We start from the raw sequence: 17,607 nt of genomic DNA, 5'->3' as shown, positions 1-17,607 counted from the left end.
TGGTAACTGCATTGTTCGCGGCCGTTCCCGTGGGGCCGGAAGGCGGGGGGCGCGGTGGGGCGTCGGCGTTTTCCGACAGGGCATGTGGGAGTCGTCCCCCCGGGTACAGACCTCAGTGCGCGTGCGGCGCGCCAGCCATGCGCTGCGGTGCGAGCAAGGTGGCGCGTTCCTCGAACTTCATGAAGGGCGTATCGCTGCTGTTGCCGCTGCGCTTGAACAGCTCCACCTGCTCCGTGAGCAGGCCCTCTTCGTAGCGGTACTGCTGTGTGATGCGGTAGTGGTTGAAGGGCGCGAACATGCTGACCCCGCGGGCTGCCATCTCCAGCGCGCCTTCGCGCAGGGCGCCGTCGATCTGGCCCGTGCCGTCGCCCATGCTGGAGCTCAGCCGTGCGGAGATGCTGCCCGTGCCCGTGCTTGCAGGGTAGTCCACCCGGAAGTAGTGCACCTGGTCGCGCGCGCCGGCAGATCCATCGTAGGCGCCGTGCCGGCGATGCTGCACCTTCACCGATTCCCAGTGCTGCGCATAGCGCCGCTGCGTGACGGAAAAGTCATAGTCATGCGCCGGTGCGCGCTGCCATTGGCCGTTGGCGAAGACATGGGCCAGGCCCGTGCCTACCCAGGCGATGGTGGCCTGCGCGGCGGGAAACGGGGTGTCGGACAGCGGCAGGCTCCCCGGCTTGCCCGACGCGGTGGCCAGCGTGGCGCAGCCTGCCAGCGCTGCGGCGGCGATCCTGCGGACCGCAGGCCATGGAAAGGAATGGGGGGGTGGTGCCTTGGGGGCGATGAAAGACATGGATGGCTCCTGGAGAGGGATGGAATGTGGTGCAAGCGCACAACACCGCCAGCGTAGAAAATGCCGTGGAATTTGGGAAATCGATTCATTGGATGTTCAATATCCAAAAAATGGATCCACCATGAGCGGCAACATCCCGACCCATGCCAGGCACCTGCGGTTGCTCGCCGTGCTGGAGGCCCTGCTGGCCGAACGCAGCGTGACGGGCGCGGCCCGGCGCCTGCACCTGAGCCAGCCCGCCACGAGTGCGGCCCTGGCGCAGTTGCGCAATCTGTTCGCCGACCCGCTGCTGGTGCGCAGTGGCCGTGAGATGCTGCTGACCCCCCGCGCCCAGGCCTTGCTGCCCGATCTGCAGGAAACCATGCAGGCCGCCGGGCGCCTGTTTGCCAGTCGGGCCGCGCTGCCGCCTGCGCGGATGCAGCGTCACTTCCACCTGGCCGTGTCCGACGCGGTGGGCCAGGTGATCATTCCCGCACTGGTGAGCCAACTGGCTGCACAGGCACCTGGCATCACCCTGCGCCTTGGCAATGCCCCGGCGGAACTACCCGATGCCGCACTGGCCGATGCCTCGCTGGACATGGTGATCGCCCACTACGAGCGGGCAGCGCCCGGGCTGCGTTCCACCACGCTGGTGCGCCATCCGCTGGTGGTGGTCGCGCGGCAGGGGCACCCCCTGGTGAAGGGGCGGATCACGGCGCGCCAGTTCGCGTCCTTGCCGCAAGTCACCATCTTTCCGCATGCCGCGGGCATCCAGGAGGCCTTGCAGTCCCTGTATGCCCGCACGGGCCAGGAGTTCCGGCTGGCCGCGTCGGTGCAAAACCTGTCGGTGGCGGCCGGCATCGTGGCACGCAGTGACGCCGTGGCATTGCTGTCAGAGCCGGCGGCGCGGCTGTACGCTGCTGCCTGGCATCTGCAAGTGCTCGCCTTGCCGGCAGGCTTGGCCCTGCCCCTGGTGCCAGTGCGCGCTTTCTGGCACGAGCGCAGCCAGCACGATGCCGCCAGCGCCTGGCTGCGGCGACAGCTCGTGGCCGTGTGCGCTGACCCTAATCCAGCGTGATCCCCGCCTTGGTGATCAACTGCTCGTACTGGCTGGACTTGGCCGCTGCGTTGCGGCCGATCTCGTCCACCGACCAGGCCAGCGGCTCGAAGGCGAAAGTGTTGAAGCGCTCGCGCACCTCGGGGTCGGCCAGCACGGCCAGCACATCGGCATGGACCTTGTTGCGCACGGCGGCCGGCACGCCCTTGGGCGCGACCAGCACCACGAAGGAATTCACGTCCAGCTGCGCCGGGCCGCCGGCCTCGGCCATGGTGGGCACGTCAGGCAGCTGCGGGATGCGCTTGGGCGCGGCCACGGCCAGGTACTTGATCTTGCCGGCCTTGTAGACCCCCTGGCTCGAGGGAATGCTGGCAAAGCTCCAGGCCACTTCGCCGGTGGCCACGTTGGTGTACAGCTGGCTCACCTCCTTGTAGGGCACATGGGTCATGCGCACGCCGGTGATGGATTCGAGCCACTCTCCCCCCAGGTGGCCCGGGCTGCCCACGCCCCAGGAGCCATAGCTCAGCCCGCCGGATTTGGCCTTGGCATCGTTCAGCAGATCGCTCATGTTCTTCCAGGGCGACTGGGCCGGCACGGCCACCATGAAGGGCGTGCGGAACAGCGGTGCCACGGGGTCGAAGGTCTTGAGCGTATCGACGTTGCGCTTCTTGTACAGGTGCGGCACGGCTGCCAGGTGCTCGCTGTCCAGTTGCAGCAGCGTGTAGCCGTCGGCCGCGCCGCGCTTGGCCGCATCCATGGCGATGAAGCCGCCGCCGCCGGGGCGGTTGTCCACCGTCACCGTCTGCTTCCACTGGGTCGACAGCTTGTGTGCCACCAGCCGCAGCACGGCATCGGGCCCGCTGCCCACGGCGAAGGCGGTGTAGAGCGTGACCGGCTTGTTCGGAAAGTCGCTGCCCTGGGCCTGGCTGGTGCCCATGGCGGACAGCAGCAGGCCTGCACAGGCCAGCGGGGCGAGCAAGGGGCGTCGGGTGATGGGGTTCACGGGTGTCTCCTGGAAATGGTTGAATCGTTGGATAACTGATTGACAGTATGCTGATGAAAATCATAGATCCGCTGAATCCCATGCGCGCTTGGTGAAAACCCTTGATGGGAATTGGGCTCGAAAAGTGGGAGACAAGGCTTGCCTTCACGGCCAATGCCTTGCTACACTAATCATCAGCATACTGATTAAATGCTTTGAAAAGGTGACATGATGGAGCAGACAAACGAGCATGCCGCGGGCCTTCCCGTGCTGGTGGCGGGCGGTGGCATCGGTGGCCTGGCGGCGGCGCTGGCCCTGGTGCGCCAGGGCTTCGAGGTGCAGGTGCTGGAGCAGTCGCCGGCCATCGGTGAGATCGGTGCCGGCATGCAGCTGGGGCCCAATGCCTTCCACGCCTTCGATGCGCTGGGCGTGGGCGAGCGCGCGCGCAGCCGCTCGGTGTTCACCGACTACATGGTGATGCACGATGCGCTGGACGAGTACCAGGTGGGCCGCATTCCCACGGGCGAGGCCTTCCGTGCGCGCTTTGGCAATCCCTATGCGGTGATCCACCGCGTGGACGCGCACAACTGCCTGCTCGAAGGCGCGCTGGCAACCGGACGCGTGCGCCTGCAGACGCACACCCGCATCGAGCGGGTGGAGCAGGGCGCGGGCAGCGTAACGGCCTTCGACCAGAACGGCAAGGCCTGGCATGGCGTGGCGCTGATCGGGGCCGATGGCGTCAAGTCCGTCGTGCGCCAGCAGTATGTGGGCGACCCGGCGCGCGTGACCGGCCACGTGGTCTACCGCGCCGTGGTGGAGCGTGAGGACTTCCCCGAGGAGCTGCGCTGGAACGCCGCCAGCATCTGGGTGGGCCCGCACTGCCACCTGGTGCATTACCCGCTGCGCGGCGGCGAGCAGTACAACGTGGTCGTCACTTTCCACAGCCGCGGCCAGGAAGAGTGGGGCGTGACCGAAGGCAGTCGCGAAGAAGTGCAGAGCTACTTCCAGGACATCTGCCCGCGTGCGCGCCAGCTGATCGACCTGCCCAAGAGCTGGAAGCGCTGGGCCACCGCCGATCGTGACCCCATCGCCCAGTGGACCTACGGCCGCGCCACCCTGATCGGCGATGCCGCCCACCCCACCACCCAGTACCTGGCGCAGGGCGCCTGCATGGCATTGGAAGATGCCGTGACCCTGGGTGAGGCCCTGCGCGTGCATGGCAACGACTGGGACGCTGCGCTCGACCTCTACCAGCGCTCGCGTGTGGCACGCACCGCGCGCATCGTGCTCTCGGGCCGCGAGATGGGCCGCATCTACCACGCCAAGGGCGTGGAGCGCCTGGTGCGCAACGACCTGTGGCGCGGCCGCAGTGCCGAGCGCTTCTACGACGCGATGGAGTGGCTCTACGGATGGAACGTGGGCAACTGCCTCGCGGCGCACTGAACCCTGAGGAGACAACGGATATGCAAGAACTTGGACGCCTGGAAGACCTGCCCCAGGACTACCGCGATGCGCTCGCCGAGCGCAAGCTCGTGCCCCTGTGGCCCAGCCTGCGCGCCATGCTGCCGCCCGGCAGGCCCCGGCCGCGCACCCAGGCCACGCACTGGCCCTATGCGGCGCTGCGGCCGCTGCTGATGCAGGCGGGTGAGCTCACCCCCATCGAAAAGGCCGAACGCCGGGTGCTGGTGCTGGCCAACCCCGGCCACGGGCCGGACAGCATGCAGGCCAGCGCTGCCATGTACCTGGGCATGCAGCTGCTGCTGCCCGGCGAGTGGGCTCCCGCGCACCGCCACACGCCCAATGCCGTGCGCATGGTGGTGGAGGGTGAGGGCGCCTACACCACGGTGGACGGCGAGCGCTGCCCCATGGCGCGCGGCGACCTGATCCTCACGCCCACGGGCCTGTGGCACGAGCATGGGCACGAAGGCACCGAGCCTGTGGTCTGGCTCGACGTGCTCGATTTGCCGCTGGCCTACTACCTGGAGGTTTCCTACCATGTGGACGGCCCGCGCCAGGACATCAATGGGACCGCGGGCGACCGCGCCTATGCGCGCGGCGGCATGCTGCCCACGCCGGTGTTCGAGCGCACGGCGCGTGCCTACCCGCTGCTGCGCTACCCCTGGGCCCAGGCGCGTGCAGCGCTGCAGTCGCTGGCGGCCGACCAGCCCGCGCTGGAATCGGTGCAGATCACCTATGTGAACCCCGAGACTGGCGCCGATGCCGAGAACATCCTGGGCTTCTACGCGCTGATGCTGCGCCCGGGCCAGGTGCTGCGTCTGCCCGCGCGCTCCCCGGCCATGGTGTTCCACCTGATCGAAGGCGCGGCCGACGTGCAGGTGCAGGACGCGCAGCGCTTCGTGCTGGCCGAGGCCGACACCTGCTGCGCCCCGGGCTACACCGCCGTCACCCTGGCCAACCGCTCGGCCGATGCGCCGGCCTTTTTCTTCATCGCCGACGAGAGCCCGCTGCACCGCAAGCTGGGCGTGTTCGAGAACCGCGGCTGATGGCTGCGCACCACCCCACTTCTTTTGGAAAGCCCTGCATGTCCACCACCTACCTCTGGACCCCGCCCGCCACCGTATCCCTGCCCGTGCGCGGCCAGGCCGCGCGCCTGCCCATCAACCGCCTGTTCTTCGTGGGCCGCAACTACCACGCCCACGCCGTCGAGATGGGCCGGCCCGTGGACAAGTCGCAGGAGCGGCCGTTCTACTTCACCAAGTCGCCCTCCACCGTGGTCGAATCCGGCGCCACCGTGGCCTACCCGCCGGGCACCGAGAGCTACCACTACGAGATGGAGCTGGTGGTGGCCATCGGCACCGCGGGTTTCCGCATCGCGCCAGAGCAGGCGCACACCCACATCTATGGCTATGCCTGCGGCCTGGACATGACGCGGCGCGACCTGCAACTGGTGGCGCGCGACAAGGGCCGGCCCTGGGACCTGGGCAAGGACGTGGAGCAGTCGTCCATCGCCTCCGAGATCGTGCCCCTGCCCGGCGTGGTGATCGAGCGCGGTGCCATCGCGCTCAGCGTCAACGGCCAGGTGCGCCAGCAGTCCGATGTGGACAAGCTCATCTGGAACATCCGCGAGCTCCTTGCCGACCTCTCGCAGTTCTACCACCTGCAGCCCGGCGACCTCATCTACACCGGCACGCCCGAGGGCGTGGGCGCCGTGCTGCCGGGCGACCGCATCGAGGGCCATGTGGACGGCGTGGGCAGCATCGCCCTCACCGTGGGCCCTGCAGAATGAAGCTGCACCACTTCTTTCGCAGCGGCACCTCGCACCGGCTGCGCATCGCGCTGAACCTCAAGGGCCTCACCGTCGAGCACATTCCCGTCGACCTGCGCCGGGAGGAGCACCTGGGCGAGGCCTACCGGGCGGTCAACCCGCAGATGCTGGTGCCCGCGCTGGAGCATGGGGGCCAGACCTTCATCCAGTCGCCCGCCATCATCGAATGGCTGGAGGAGCGCCACCCCGATCCGCCGCTGCTGCCCGCCGGAGCCGACGCCCGTGCCCAGGTGCGGGCCCTGGCCGCACTGGTGGGCTGCGACATCCACCCGGTCAACAACCGCCGCATCCTTGAATACCTGCGCCACCAATTGGGCTGCGACGAGGCGGCGGTGAACGCCTGGTGCGCCACCTGGATCTCGGCGGGCTTTGATGCCTACGAGGCGCTGCTGGCGCGCGATGGCGCGCGCGGCGCGTTCAGCTTCGGCCATGCCCCCACGCTGGCCGATGTCTACCTGGTGCCCCAGGTCGAGAGCGCGCGGCGCTTTCAGGTCGATCTGGCGCGCTGGCCGCTTATCAGCGCCGTGGATGCGGCCTGTGCGCAGTTGCCGGCGTTCCGCGAGGCAGCGCCTGCAGCGCACGCGCAGTGAGCGCGCAGTGAGCGCGAGGGGCAGCATCCGATAGACTGCGGCCTCGCGGACTGCCGCCGTTTCTTATCTGTCGCTCTTGCTGCCCATGTCCTTTCCATCCCATTCCCCTGCGCTCGAAGAACTGCCCGGCCACTACATCCGCCGGCTGCAGCAGATCGCGGTGGCCATCTTCCTCGAAGAGACGCAGGAGTTCGGCATCACCCCCGTGCAGTTCGGTGCGCTGGCCGCCGTGCAGCGCGAGCCGGGGCTGGACCAGCGCCGCCTGGCCGGCCGCATCGGGTTCGACACCTCGACCATCGGCAGCGTGATCGACCGGCTGGAAGCGCGCGGCTGGATGCTGCGCAACAGCAGCCCGGGCGACCGGCGTGTGCGCCTGCTCACGCTCACGCCCGCGGGCGAAGACCTGCTGCGCCAGGTCGAGCCCGGCATGCGCCGCGCGCAAAAACGCATGCTGGCCCCCCTGCCGCCCGAGCAGGGCGAGCTGTTCATGGCCATGCTCAAGACCCTGGTCAACGCCAACAATGTGCTCAGCCGCGCTCCCAGCACCCCCATCACGCCCGAACTGCCGGCCTCGCGCACCCGCGCCAAGGCCAGCAAAGGCTGAGCAGAAATAAAGAAAAGGCGGCGAGCCCGAGGGCTGCGCCGCCTTGTCTTGGCCCAGGGATGGCGCTCAGTGCGCGCCGCCCGCGTCGGCGGGTGCCGCACCGCCTTGAACGGGCCGCTTGGTCAGCCAGATCAGCCCGATCAGCAGCAGGAACAGCCCGGCCGATCCGAGGAAGATGTCGTTGGCGGCCCGCGTGAAGGCCTGCTGGTCGATCAGCCGGTTGACCTGGGCCAGCGCCTGCAACTGCGTCATGCCCGAGGCCATCAGGTTGTCCTGCGTGGCGCCGAACACGCCCTGGCCCTGGATCAGGCCCTCGGTCATGTGGGCATGGTGCATGGCGGCGCGGCTCTCCCACAGCGTGGTGGCGATGGACGTGCCCATGGCCCCGGCGGTGATGCGCACGAAGTTGCTCAGGCCGGCCGCAGCCGGAATGCGCTCCGGCGCAATGCCCGCCAGCGTCAGCGTGGTCAGCGGGATGAAGAAGAACGCCATGGCCGCCCCCTGCAGCAGCGTGGGGATCAGGATGTGCATGAAGTCCGTCTGCACGGTGAACTGCGAACGCATCCACAGCACGATGCCGAACACGATGAACGCGCCCGTCGCCATGCGCCGCGGGTCCCACTGGCCCACCTTCTTGCCCACCAGCGGCGTGAGCAGGATGGCGAACACCCCCACCGGTGCCAACGCCATGCCGGCCGAGGTGGCGGTGTAGCCCATCCACTGCTGCAGCCACAGGGGCAGCAGCACCACGTTGCCGAAGAACAGCGCATAAGCCACCGAGAGCGCCAGTGCGCCAAAGGTGAAGTTGCGGCCCTTGAAGAGCTTGAGGTCCACCACCGGGTGCTTGTCGGTCAGCTCCCAGACCAGGAACACGGCAAAGGCCACCACCGCGACAACGGCCATGACGATGATCTCGTTGGAGGCGAACCAGTCGAGCTCCTTGCCCTTGTCGAGCATGAGCTGCAGCGCACCCACCCACAGCACCAGCAGAGACAGGCCCACGGTGTCGATGGGCAGCTTGCGGATCGGTGTCTCGCGCTTGCGGTAGATGCCCCAGGTGAGCACGCCCGCGAGCAGACCCACCGGCACGTTGATGTAGAAGATCCACGGCCAGGAGATGTTGTCCGTGATCCAGCCGCCCAGGAGCGGCCCCACCACGGGCGCGACCAGGGTGGTCACGCCCCACAGGGCCAGTGCCGTGCCGGCGAGGGCCCGCGGGTAGCTGGCCAGCAGCAGGGTCTGCGACAGCGGGATCATGGGCCCGGCGACCAGGCCCTGCAGCACGCGGAAGAAGACCAGCATCTCCAGCGACGAGGCAAAGCCGCACAGCCAGGAGGTCAGCACGAACAGCATCACGCTCATGGTGAACAGGCGCACCGCGCCGAAGCGCTGCGTGAGCCAGCCCGTGAGCGGTACCGAGATGGCGTTGGCCACACCGAAGCTGGTGATGACCCAGGTGCCCTGGCCCGGACTCACGCCCAGGTCACCAGCGATGGCGGGAATGGAGACGTTGGCGATGGACGAGTCCAGCACGTTCATGAACGTGGCCAGCGACAGCGACAGCGTGCCCAGCAGCAGGGCCGTGCCCTGCAGCGGGGGGTAGGCCGCAGGCGGCCCGGGTGGTGCTGCAGGGGCCGGGGGCGCCGCTGGCGCGGCCCCCAGGTCTGCAGTGGGGTTGGCGGTGCTCATGCGAACCCCCGCTTACTGCACCACGGGTGCACGCACAGGGGCCGATGCGTGGTTCTGCGACTGCACCGCCGTGCCGCCGGCCTGCGCCTGGGGCGGCAGCTTGGGCGAGGCCACGGCCACGGCCTTGCGGCCCAGGTTGGCGGCGATGATGTTCGCCACCTCGTCGTCGGCGGCCTTGAACTGCGCGTCGAACACGGCAGTGGAGGCCACGGGCGTGGTGCGCTGCGTGTCGGCCAGGGTCTTGCCGCTCTGGTTGGCGGTATCCACCTTCACTTCCATCGACAGGCCCACGCGCAGGGCGTTCTGCGCCACTTCCTTGGGGTCGAGCGTGATGCGCACGGGCACGCGCTGCACCACCTTGATCCAGTTGCCGGTGGCGTTCTGCGCGGGCAGCAGCGCGAAGGCCGCACCCGTGCCGGCGCCCAGGCCGGCCACGGTGCCGTGGTAGATGACCTTGGTTCCGTACACGTCGGCTTCCAGTTCGGCGGGCTGGCCGATGCGCAGATTCTGCAGCTGGCTTTCCTTGAAGTTGGCGTCCACCCACAGGTCGTTCAGGGCCACCAGGGTCATCAGCGGGGCACCGGCCTGCACGCGCTGGCCGACCTGCACGCCGCGCTTGGCCACATGGCCGTCGAGCGGGGCCACGAGCTGGGCGCGCTGCACGGCCAGGTAGGCCTCGCGCACGCGGGCCGAGGCGCGCTGCACATTGGGATGCTGCTCGATCGAGGTGCCCTCGGTCTGCGTCTGGCTGGCGGCCAGTTGCTCCTGTGCGGCCACCACGGCGGCCTGGGCGGCGGCCACGGTGCTCTTGGCGGCGGTGACCTGGGCCGTGGCGTGCTGGAACTCTTCCTTGCCCACGGCGCCGCTGGCCATCAGCGGGGCGCGGCGGGCCACGTCGTCCTGCAGGCGGGCGGCTTCGGCCTGGGCACGTGCCAGGTCGGCGCTGCGCAGGCTGACCTGGGCCTTCAGGGTGGAGTTGTTGGCGAACAGGGTGCGCACCTCGCGCACCGTCTGTGCCAGCTGGGCTTCGGCCTGCTCCAGGGCCACGCGGGCGTCGGCCGGGTCGAGCTTGACCAGCAGCTGGCCGGCCTTCACATAGTCGGTGTCGTCGGCGCCGATGGAGACCACGGTGCCGCCGATCTGCGGCGTGATCTGCACCACGTTGCCCGCCACATAGGCGTTGTCGGTGGTTTCCACGTGGCGGCCATTGGCCCAGTGCCAGCCGCCCCAGCCCAGGGCGGCGATGGCCACGGCGGCGGCAATCAGGGTCAGGCCGCGGCGGCGTGCGGGGTTGGATGCTTGGTGGTTGGGGGTGGCGGATTCGCTCATGGCAAGGGTCCTCGGTATGGGTTTGTTGTGTTTGGTTTTTGTGGGTACGGTTCAGTGCGCTGCGGCGGTCTGCAGCGTGGCCGTGTCGTCGGTCCAGCCGCCGCCCAGGGCCTTCATCAGCTGCAGGCGCGTGTCGAGCTGGCGGGCGCGCAGGTCCACGGCCAGGCGGCGCTGGGCCAGCACCTGGCTTTCGGTGGTCAGCACGACGAGGTAGTTGCCCAGGCCGGCGCGGTAGCGCTCCTGCGCAAAGCGGTAGGCCTTCTCGGCGCTGGCGGCGGCATCGTCCTGCAGCGCCTGCTGGCGCGTGAGCGACTGCACCGAGGCCATGGCGTCACCGGCTTCCTTGACCGCGTCGAGCACCATGCCGTTGTACTGGGCGATGGCGGCGTCCAGTTCGGCCTGGCGGCCACCGAGCTGCGCGCGCAGCCGGCCTCCGTCGAAGATCGGCAGGCGCAGCGCGGGCGTCACGCCCATCTGGCGCGAGCCGGCGTTGAACAGGTTGTCCAGCCCCAGCGAGTTCAGGCCGATGAAGGCACCGATGTTGATGTTGGGATAGAACTCGGTGCGCGCCACCTTCACGCCCTGGGTGGCGGCCTCCACGCGCCAGCGCGCGGCCACCACGTCGGGGCGGCGGCCCAGCAGGTCGGCGCCCAGGGCCTCGGGCACGGGCAGGGGCTGCAGTGCAGCCAGTTGGGGCGTGAGTGCGGGCAGGGCATCGGGGGCCTGGCCGCTGAGCACGGCGATCTGGCGGCGTGCCAGGGTGATCTGCTCGTCCAGCGCCTCGATCTGCGTGCGCGCATCGGGCACGGCGGCCTGGGCCTGCGTCAGCTCGACCTGGCTGTCCAGGCCCGCAGCCACGCGGTCGCTGGTCAGGCGGCGCTGCTCTTCGCGCTGCTCCAGGGCGCGCACAGCCACGTCGCGCTGCGCCACCAGGCGCGCCAGCGCCACGTAGCTGCGGCCCACCTGAGCGGCCAGGGTGTTGGCGGCCGCCGCCGCATCGGCCTGGGCGGCACGGGCCTGGCCCAGCGCAGCCTGCAGCTCGGCCGCATGCTGGCCGAAGAAGTCGGGCGACCAGCTGAAGGTGGCCTGCACCGTGCCGCTGTTGTAGGTATTGCCGGCAATGGGCGCGGGCACCAGGCCATGGGCGGTGTAGCGCTGGCGCGTGGCGTCCACGCCCAGGTTCACCTGCGGGCCATTGGCGGCTTCGCGCACCTGGCTCAGTGCCACGGCCTGCTCCAGCCGGGCGCGGCTCACGGCCAGACTGGGGCTGCCTTGCAGGGCCTTGTCGACCAGGGCGTTGAGCTGGGCATCACCGAGTGTGGTCCACCACTGCGAGGGGGCGGCCGATTCGCTGGCCGAGGGGCTTAGACCAGCGGCGGCGGGTGTGGTCTGCGCAAGCGGAGTGTGCGCCGGCCCCGGGCTGGCACAGCCGACCAGGAACAGGGCGGCCGCGAGCGCGACGGCCGACACGGCGAAGTGTGCCGCCATGGCGGCACGGGTGGACAGGGATGTGGTGGCTTGGGACATGGTGTGTTTGTTGTTTGTTTCTTGGAAAAGTCCGGGATGGGGAGGGCGTGCGGGGTCAGGCCGCTGGCGGCTCCTGCTGTTGTTGTTGCTGCTGTTCCTGGCGCACGGCCTCGCCGTTGGCCAGCATGCGGCGCAGCATGCTCAAGAGCAGCTGCCATTCATCGCGTGTGAAGCCGCGCAGGTGGTTGTTGAGCACCTCGGCCAACACCGGAGGCACCTTGGCGGCAACCTTCTCGCCCTCGGGTGTGAGCACCACATGCACCACGCGCCGGTCGGTGGTGGAGCGTTCGCGCAGCACCAGGCCCTTGGACTCCAGGCGGTCCAGCGTGCGCGTCATGGAGGCCGCGTCCGTCTCCAGCTCGCGCACCAGCAGGGCCACCGTGGCAACGGCCTGGCCTGTCATGGCCTGGCATTTGGAGATCTTGAACAGCGGCAGCCACTGGGCGAAGGTCAGGTCGTGGGTGGACAGTTGCGCGTCGGCCTGTGTACGGATGGACGACATCACCTTGCGCATCAGGTAGCCCACGCTTTCCTCGGCAGGGCTGTGGCCGTTGCCGTAGAAGGACACGTCGGGCGAAGAGGGAGAGGGGGTCGATGTCATGGGTGGTAATTTAATTGACTAGACAATGATTGTCTTTGCAAGTAATTAATTCTTGAGTTGTTGGCAGGGGATTGGCGATGGCCTGGCGGCTGGCTGCGGGCAGGCGGGAGGACCGATATAGTCGGGCGACCATTCCTGTCCCTTGCCTGTGCTCCGCACACCTTGTGTCCATGACCTCCACTGCCTCTTCTGCTGCCGACGTTTCCCTGCTGCGCATTGCCGTCATGGGGGCCGGCGCCGTGGGCTGCTACTACGGCGCGTTGCTGGCACGGGCCGGCCACGCGGTCAGCCTGATCGGCCGCCAGTCCCATGTGCAGGCGGTGCAGCAGCGCGGCCTGCGCTTGGAGACGGCGCTGCTCGACGTGCAGGTACCCATGCAGGCCAGCACCGAGGCCAGCGCAGTGCAGGGCGCCGACGTGGTGCTGTTCTGCGTGAAGTCCACCGATACCGAGGCCGCCGCGCGCGCGATCCAGCCCTGGCTGGCACCCGGGGCCCTGGTGCTCACGCTGCAGAACGGCGTGGACAACGATGAACGCGTGCGCGCCGTGCTCGACCGGCGCACGCCCGTGGCGGCCGCCGTGGTCTATGTGGCCACCGCCATGGCCGGCCCGGGGCATGTGCAGCACCATGGCCGGGGCGAGCTGGTGATTGCGCCGTCGCCGCGCAGCGAGGCCGTGGCCGCGCAGTTCGGGGCGGCCGGCATCCCCACGCAGATCTCGGACAACGTGCGCGGCGCGCTCTGGGCCAAGCTGGTGCTCAACTGCGCCTACAACGCGCTGTCGGCCCTGTCGCAGCAGCCCTACGGGCAATTGGTGCAGGCCCCCGGAGTGACGGACGTGATCGCCGATACCGTGGCCGAATGCCTGGCCGTGGCCAAGGCCGATGGCGTGACCATCCCTGGTGACGTGGCTGCGGCCGTGCGCGGTATACCGGCCACCATGCCGGGCCAGCATTCGTCCACCGCGCAGGACCTGGCGCGGGGCAAGCCTACCGAGATCGATCATCTCAATGGGTATGTGGTGCAGCGTGGCGAGGCGTTGGGGGTGCCCATGCCTCTGAACCGGGCGTTGCAGGTGTTGGTGAAGTTGGCTGAGGCGCGGCGGGGTTCTGGTGGGTGATGGTTCTTTGTTTCCGTTTGGGCTGCATGCTTTGTTGAAGGGCGGGAGCCGGGATGTGCGCCCGGCGGCGCACCTACTTTCTTTTTGCGCAAAAAGAAAGTAGGCAAAGAAACAGCGCCCCGCTGTCTGCGTCCCTCCGCTTCGCTACGGGCAACCTGCGATGCTCGAATCTGGGGTGGACGTCGATGAACTCCCTGCGCTGCCTCTGCGAGGCAGCTCCGGTCAAACAGCATCGACGAGCCAGATGACGAAGTGCATGTGCCCTGCGGCACATGCACCCACCCCAGCTCCTGCGCTTCTCGGCGCAGCCAGAAGGGGTGGGAGCGGGTACCACACGACTGCTGCTTTCGCAGCTGCGCCGAGGGTCGGTTATGCGCTCCGCGCTGCCGACGTCGAAGCGCAGCGAGGCGCCACAGGGCCGAGCGAAGCAATGGCCCGTATTGGTATCCACCCCCTTCTGACCGTGCCGAGAAGCGCAGGGCCTGGGGTGAGCGCGTGCCGAAGGACACGCGCCTCGTTGTCTGGCTTGCCGCAGCTGTTTGAGCGGAGTTCGAAGAACGCAGCGAGTTCTGCGGCACACCCCAGGACCGAGCATCGCAGGCTGCCCCCAGCGCCCGACAGGGCGATGGGGGACACGGGCAGCGGGGTCGTCTTTTCTTGGCCTACCTTCTTTTGACGAAGCAAAAGAAGGTAGGTGCGCCGCCGGGCGCACATCCCGGCTCCCGCCCTTCATCAGAGCATGCTGCCGAACCGGCACGAAACGGCACGAAACGCGCGGCAGCCGAAAAAGCCCCCACCAACAGCAACATAATCAGCCTTCGCCATTCACTAGCCGCTGCCAGCAGCCAAACCATGTCCCATCCCCTCCGCCCCCTGATCGCCTCCCTCTCCCTGGCCTTCGCCGCCACCATCGCCCACGCCGCCCCCGTGGCCGAAATCCACACCCTGGCGCAAAAGGAACAGCAACCCCTGCTCGACACCCTGCGCGACCTGGTGCACATCGAATCGGGCAGCAAGGACATCGAAGGCCTGAACCAGATCGCCGAGCGCATCGCCGCCCCGCTCAAGCAACTGGGCGGCACGGTGGACGTGCTGCAGACCAGCGACATCTACCGCCTGGACGACACACCCGAGAAGGTGGGCCCCGCCGTGCAGGCCGTGTTCAAGGGCACGGGCACGAAGAAGATCATGCTGATCGCGCACATGGACACGGTCTACCTCAAGGGCATGCTCAAGGGCCAGCCCTTCCGCATCGACGGCGACAAGGCCTATGGCCTGGGCATTTCCGATGACAAGCAGGGCATTGCCCTCATCATCCACACCATTGCCTTGCTGCAAAAGCTCAACTTCAAGGACTACGGCACGCTCACGGTGCTCATCAATGGCGATGAAGAAATCAGCTCGCCCGGCTGGCGCAGCACCATCACCCGCGTGGCCGCCGAGCACGATGTGGTGTTCTCGTTCGAGGGCGGCGGTACCGATGGCACGCTGCGTCTGGCCACCAGCGGTATCGGCGCAGCCTACCTCACGGTGCAGGGCAAGGCCTCGCATGCCGGTGCCAAGCCCGAAGACGGCGTGAACGCGCTGTACGAGCTGTCGCACCAGCTGCTGCAGATGAAGGACCTGTCCAAGAACGACGAAGGCCTCAAGCTCAACTGGACGGTCTCCAAGTCCGGCACCAACCGCAACGTGATCCCGGCCGAAGCCACGGCCCAGGCCGATGCACGCGCGCTCAAGGTGGCCGATTTCGATGGCCTGGAAAAAGCGCTGCAGGAGAAGATCAAGACCAAGCTGCTGCCCGCCTCCAAGGTGGACGTGAAGTTCGAGGTGCGCCGCCCGCCGCTCGAAGCCAGCGAGGCCTCGCGCCGTGTGGCGGGCTATGGCAAGGTGGTCTACCAGGAACTGGGCCTGCCGCTCACGGTGGTCGAGAAGGCCACGGGCGGTGGCACCGATGCGGCCTTCGCCGCGCTCAAGACCAAGGGTGCCGTGGTCGAGGGCATGGGCCTGTCGGGCTACGGTGCGCACTCCAACGACGCCGAGTACGTGCAGATCAACACCATCGTGCCGCGCCTGTACCTGGCCACGCGCATGATCATGGACATCTCCAAGGGCGTCTTGAAGTAAGCAACCGGCACGGCAGCTGCGCTGCCCTTGTCAGGCCCCCGCCGGTCAATGCCTGCGGGGGCTTTTTTCATCAGATGGCCGGTACGGGAACTTTGACGGCGCCCGTGGCGTAGAAGGATGCCAGGTTCTCCAGCACCAGGTCGGCCATGGCACGGCGGGTTTCGTGCGTGGCGCTGGCGGTGTGCGGGGTCAGCACCACGTTGTCCAGTTCCATCAGGGCCGCAGGCACCTGGGGCTCGTTCTCGAACACGTCGAGCCCCGCACCGGCGATGCGTTTGTGCTGCAGGGCCTCGACCAGCGCGGCTTCGTCCACCACGGTGCCGCGGGCGACATTGATCAGGTAGCCCTGGGGGCCCAGGGTGTCGAGCACTTCGCGGTTGATCAGGTGCCGCGTGGCGGCGCCACCGGCCACGGTGAGCACCAGGTAGTCGGCCCATTCGGCCAGCGCCAGCAGCGAATCGAAGCGCGGCAGCGTGGTGCCCTTGGCGACGCTGCGGTTGTAGTAGCCCACCTCCATGCGGAAACCGGTGGCGCGCTCGGCCACCGCCAGGCCGATGCGGCCCATGCCGACGATCCCGAGGCGCTTGCCCGAGACGCGCGTCAGTGGCGCATAGCGCGCCTTGGGCCATTCGCCGCGGCGCACGAAGCGGTCGCTCGCCGCCACGCCGCGCGAGACGTCGAGCATCAGCGCAAATGCCATGTCGGCCACACAGTCGTTGAGCACATCGGGCGTGTAGCCCACGGGGATGCCACGCGCCTGGCAGGCGGCGATGTCCAGTGCATCGAAGCCCACGCCGAAGCTGCTCACCACCTGCAGCCTGGGCAGTGCTGCGATCACCTCCGCCTTGAGGCCGATGGAGGCCGAGGTCGCCACGCCGGTGAAACTGGCACCGTGCTCGGCCAGGAAGGCGGCCGGATCGGCCTGGTCGGACAGGCAGACCACGTCATAGCGGGCGGCCAGGTCGGTCTCCAGGGCGGGCAGGGGGAGGCGGGCGATCTGCAGGATGCGGGGCTTGGAGGGCTGGGTCATGAGAGGCAGGAAAAAGGCCGGCCCTGCGGAGCCGGGCCGGCCGTGGTGAAAAGCGGACCGCAGCATCTCTGCTGCAGGTCCATGGCAGCCATCTTACGTTGCGACGCGGACGGCCTGGCGGGCCAGCAGCTTCCAGCTGCCGCCCTGCTGCTGCCAGACGCCCAGGATCTTGATCTGCACCTTGCCGGGCTTGCCCGAGTCGTTGGTGTCGGCCGTGAGCGTATGGCGCACGATGGCGCTGTTGCCCACCACCTTGATGGTCTGGTCGGTGATGGCGATGGTCACGAAGTCGGACTTGCCGGCGAGCAGATCGCCGATGAAGCTGTCCTTGGTGTCCACGCGGCCGCCCGAGTGGCCGTAGCTCAGGTCGTCGGCCACCAACTGGGCCAGGGCGGCCTGGGTGGGGTCGATCATGGCCACGCGCAGGCGCTCGGCGGCGGCGGCCACGGCCTGCTCGGACGAGGCCGACGGGCCGGAGGCGGCGCTGCTGGCGCAACCTGCCAGGGCGGCGATGGCCACGGCAGCGGCGGTGGCGAGAACGATCTTCTTGAACATGCTGTCTGTCTCCATTGTTGTGTTTGAAAAAGATGGGCGTGCCGCGTCTGCACCAGGGGCCCGTGCACGGCCAGGCTCCTGGAGGTCACAAAAGAAAAAGGGCCTGGGTCGTGATCCAGGCCCTGGCATGGGCTTACTGCGGGCCGAGCTTGTCGATCAGGGCCTTGAGCTGCTCCATCTCTGCGGGCTTCAAGTCCGTCAGCGGCGCGCGCACCGGGCCCGCATCGTGGCCCACCAGCTTGGCGCCCGCCTTGATGATGCTCACGCCATAGCCTTCCACCTTGTTGCGGATGTCCAGGTAGGGCATGAAGAATTCCTTGAGCAGGCGGTGCTGCGTGGCCAT

16 protein-coding genes and 1 pseudogene are annotated in these 17,607 nt (G+C 68.4%); 8 read left to right on the top strand and 9 right to left on the bottom strand.

What is annotated here, in order from left to right; genetic code table 11:
- Nucleotides 1-112: 112 nt before the first annotated feature.
- On the bottom strand, nt 113-793 hold the full coding sequence (locus tag HNP48_RS28410) for a hypothetical protein (protein ID WP_184863588.1): 681 nt from the start codon (nt 791-793) through the stop codon (nt 113-115).
- Between the two features lie 121 nt (nt 794-914).
- On the opposite strand from HNP48_RS28410, the gene HNP48_RS28405 reads away from it, so the two are divergent.
- Nucleotides 915-1,850 (top strand): LysR family transcriptional regulator, encoded by a 936-nt coding sequence (locus HNP48_RS28405; protein ID WP_184863586.1) that lies wholly within the window; start codon nt 915-917, stop codon nt 1,848-1,850.
- Here HNP48_RS28405 and HNP48_RS28400 read toward each other — a convergent pair.
- Nucleotides 1,837-2,766 (bottom strand): tripartite tricarboxylate transporter substrate binding protein, encoded by a 930-nt coding sequence (locus HNP48_RS28400; RefSeq protein ID WP_184863855.1) that lies wholly within the window; start codon nt 2,764-2,766, stop codon nt 1,837-1,839. The two genes, HNP48_RS28405 and HNP48_RS28400, sit on opposite strands and share 14 nt — an antisense overlap.
- Nucleotides 2,767-3,042: 276 nt before the next feature.
- Between HNP48_RS28400 and HNP48_RS28395 the strand changes: the two genes are divergently transcribed.
- The 5 genes from HNP48_RS28395 (at nt 3,043) to HNP48_RS28375 (ending at nt 7,291) form a co-directional block, all read left to right on the top strand.
- A complete protein-coding gene (locus tag HNP48_RS28395) occupies nt 3,043-4,254 on the top strand; it encodes a 3-hydroxybenzoate 6-monooxygenase (RefSeq protein WP_184863584.1) in 1,212 nt (403 codons plus the stop codon).
- Between the two features lie 20 nt (nt 4,255-4,274).
- Nucleotides 4,275-5,315 (top strand): cupin domain-containing protein, encoded by a 1,041-nt coding sequence (locus HNP48_RS28390; protein WP_184863583.1) that lies wholly within the window; start codon nt 4,275-4,277, stop codon nt 5,313-5,315.
- Nucleotides 5,316-5,353: 38 nt separating this feature from the next.
- The gene (locus HNP48_RS28385) at nt 5,354-6,058 is read left to right on the top strand and encodes a fumarylacetoacetate hydrolase family protein (protein WP_184863582.1); all 705 of its coding nucleotides are present in this window, start codon (nt 5,354-5,356) and stop codon (nt 6,056-6,058) included.
- Nucleotides 6,055-6,687: a maleylacetoacetate isomerase gene (gene maiA, locus HNP48_RS28380; RefSeq protein WP_184863581.1), complete on the top strand. Its 633-nt coding sequence runs from the start codon at nt 6,055-6,057 to the stop codon at nt 6,685-6,687. Before HNP48_RS28385 ends, maiA begins: the two co-directional genes overlap by 4 nt.
- An 85-nt stretch (nt 6,688-6,772) precedes the next feature.
- Nucleotides 6,773-7,291 carry a MarR family winged helix-turn-helix transcriptional regulator gene (locus HNP48_RS28375; protein WP_184863580.1) on the top strand — a complete coding sequence of 173 codons (519 nt, stop codon included), beginning with the start codon at nt 6,773-6,775 and terminating at the stop codon, nt 7,289-7,291.
- A 66-nt stretch (nt 7,292-7,357) separates the two neighbouring features.
- Here HNP48_RS28375 and HNP48_RS28370 read toward each other — a convergent pair whose 3' ends face one another.
- Genes HNP48_RS28370 through HNP48_RS28355 form a run of 4 tightly spaced genes read right to left on the bottom strand, consistent with a single transcriptional unit; the run spans nt 7,358 to nt 12,437 of the window.
- Nucleotides 7,358-8,980, bottom strand: coding sequence for a DHA2 family efflux MFS transporter permease subunit (locus tag HNP48_RS28370; protein WP_260420416.1), 1,623 nt, complete (start codon nt 8,978-8,980; stop codon nt 7,358-7,360).
- A 12-nt stretch (nt 8,981-8,992) separates the two neighbouring features.
- Entirely contained in the window at nt 8,993-10,309 is a 1,317-nt protein-coding gene (locus tag HNP48_RS28365) for an efflux RND transporter periplasmic adaptor subunit (protein WP_184863579.1), read from the bottom strand.
- A gap of 51 nt (nt 10,310-10,360) precedes the next feature.
- Entirely contained in the window at nt 10,361-11,836 is a 1,476-nt protein-coding gene (locus HNP48_RS28360) for an efflux transporter outer membrane subunit (RefSeq protein WP_184863577.1), read from the bottom strand.
- Between the two features lie 55 nt (nt 11,837-11,891).
- On the bottom strand, nt 11,892-12,437 hold the full coding sequence (locus HNP48_RS28355) for a MarR family winged helix-turn-helix transcriptional regulator (RefSeq protein ID WP_184863575.1): 546 nt from the start codon (nt 12,435-12,437) through the stop codon (nt 11,892-11,894).
- Nucleotides 12,438-12,607: 170 nt separating this feature from the next.
- Here HNP48_RS28355 and HNP48_RS28350 point away from each other — a divergent pair, with 170 nt between their 5' ends.
- Together HNP48_RS28350 and HNP48_RS28345 are read left to right on the top strand one after the other, a co-directional pair.
- On the top strand, nt 12,608-13,555 hold the full coding sequence (locus HNP48_RS28350) for a ketopantoate reductase family protein (RefSeq protein WP_184863573.1): 948 nt from the start codon (nt 12,608-12,610) through the stop codon (nt 13,553-13,555).
- Nucleotides 13,556-14,407: 852 nt separating this feature from the next.
- Nucleotides 14,408-15,679: a M20/M25/M40 family metallo-hydrolase gene (locus tag HNP48_RS28345; protein ID WP_184863571.1), complete on the top strand. Its 1,272-nt coding sequence runs from the start codon at nt 14,408-14,410 to the stop codon at nt 15,677-15,679.
- 70 nt (nt 15,680-15,749) lie between these two features.
- On the opposite strand, the gene HNP48_RS28340 is transcribed toward HNP48_RS28345, so the two are convergent.
- The 3 genes and pseudogenes from HNP48_RS28340 to HNP48_RS28330 form a co-directional block, all read right to left on the bottom strand.
- Nucleotides 15,750-16,709, bottom strand: a complete 960-nt coding sequence (locus HNP48_RS28340) for a 2-hydroxyacid dehydrogenase (RefSeq protein WP_184863569.1) — start codon at nt 16,707-16,709, stop codon at nt 15,750-15,752.
- A gap of 93 nt (nt 16,710-16,802) precedes the next feature.
- A complete protein-coding gene (locus tag HNP48_RS28335) occupies nt 16,803-17,264 on the bottom strand; it encodes a nuclear transport factor 2 family protein (RefSeq protein ID WP_184863567.1) in 462 nt (153 codons plus the stop codon).
- Nucleotides 17,265-17,397: 133 nt separating this feature from the next.
- Nucleotides 17,398-17,607, bottom strand: a pseudogene (locus HNP48_RS28330) (5-dehydro-4-deoxyglucarate dehydratase); the annotation flags it as partial.

This window comes from Acidovorax soli (assembly GCF_014207955.1).
Lineage (GTDB): Bacteria > Pseudomonadota > Gammaproteobacteria > Burkholderiales > Burkholderiaceae_C > Acidovorax > Acidovorax soli_A.
This window is presented reverse-complemented; position numbering and strand designations above follow the sequence as displayed.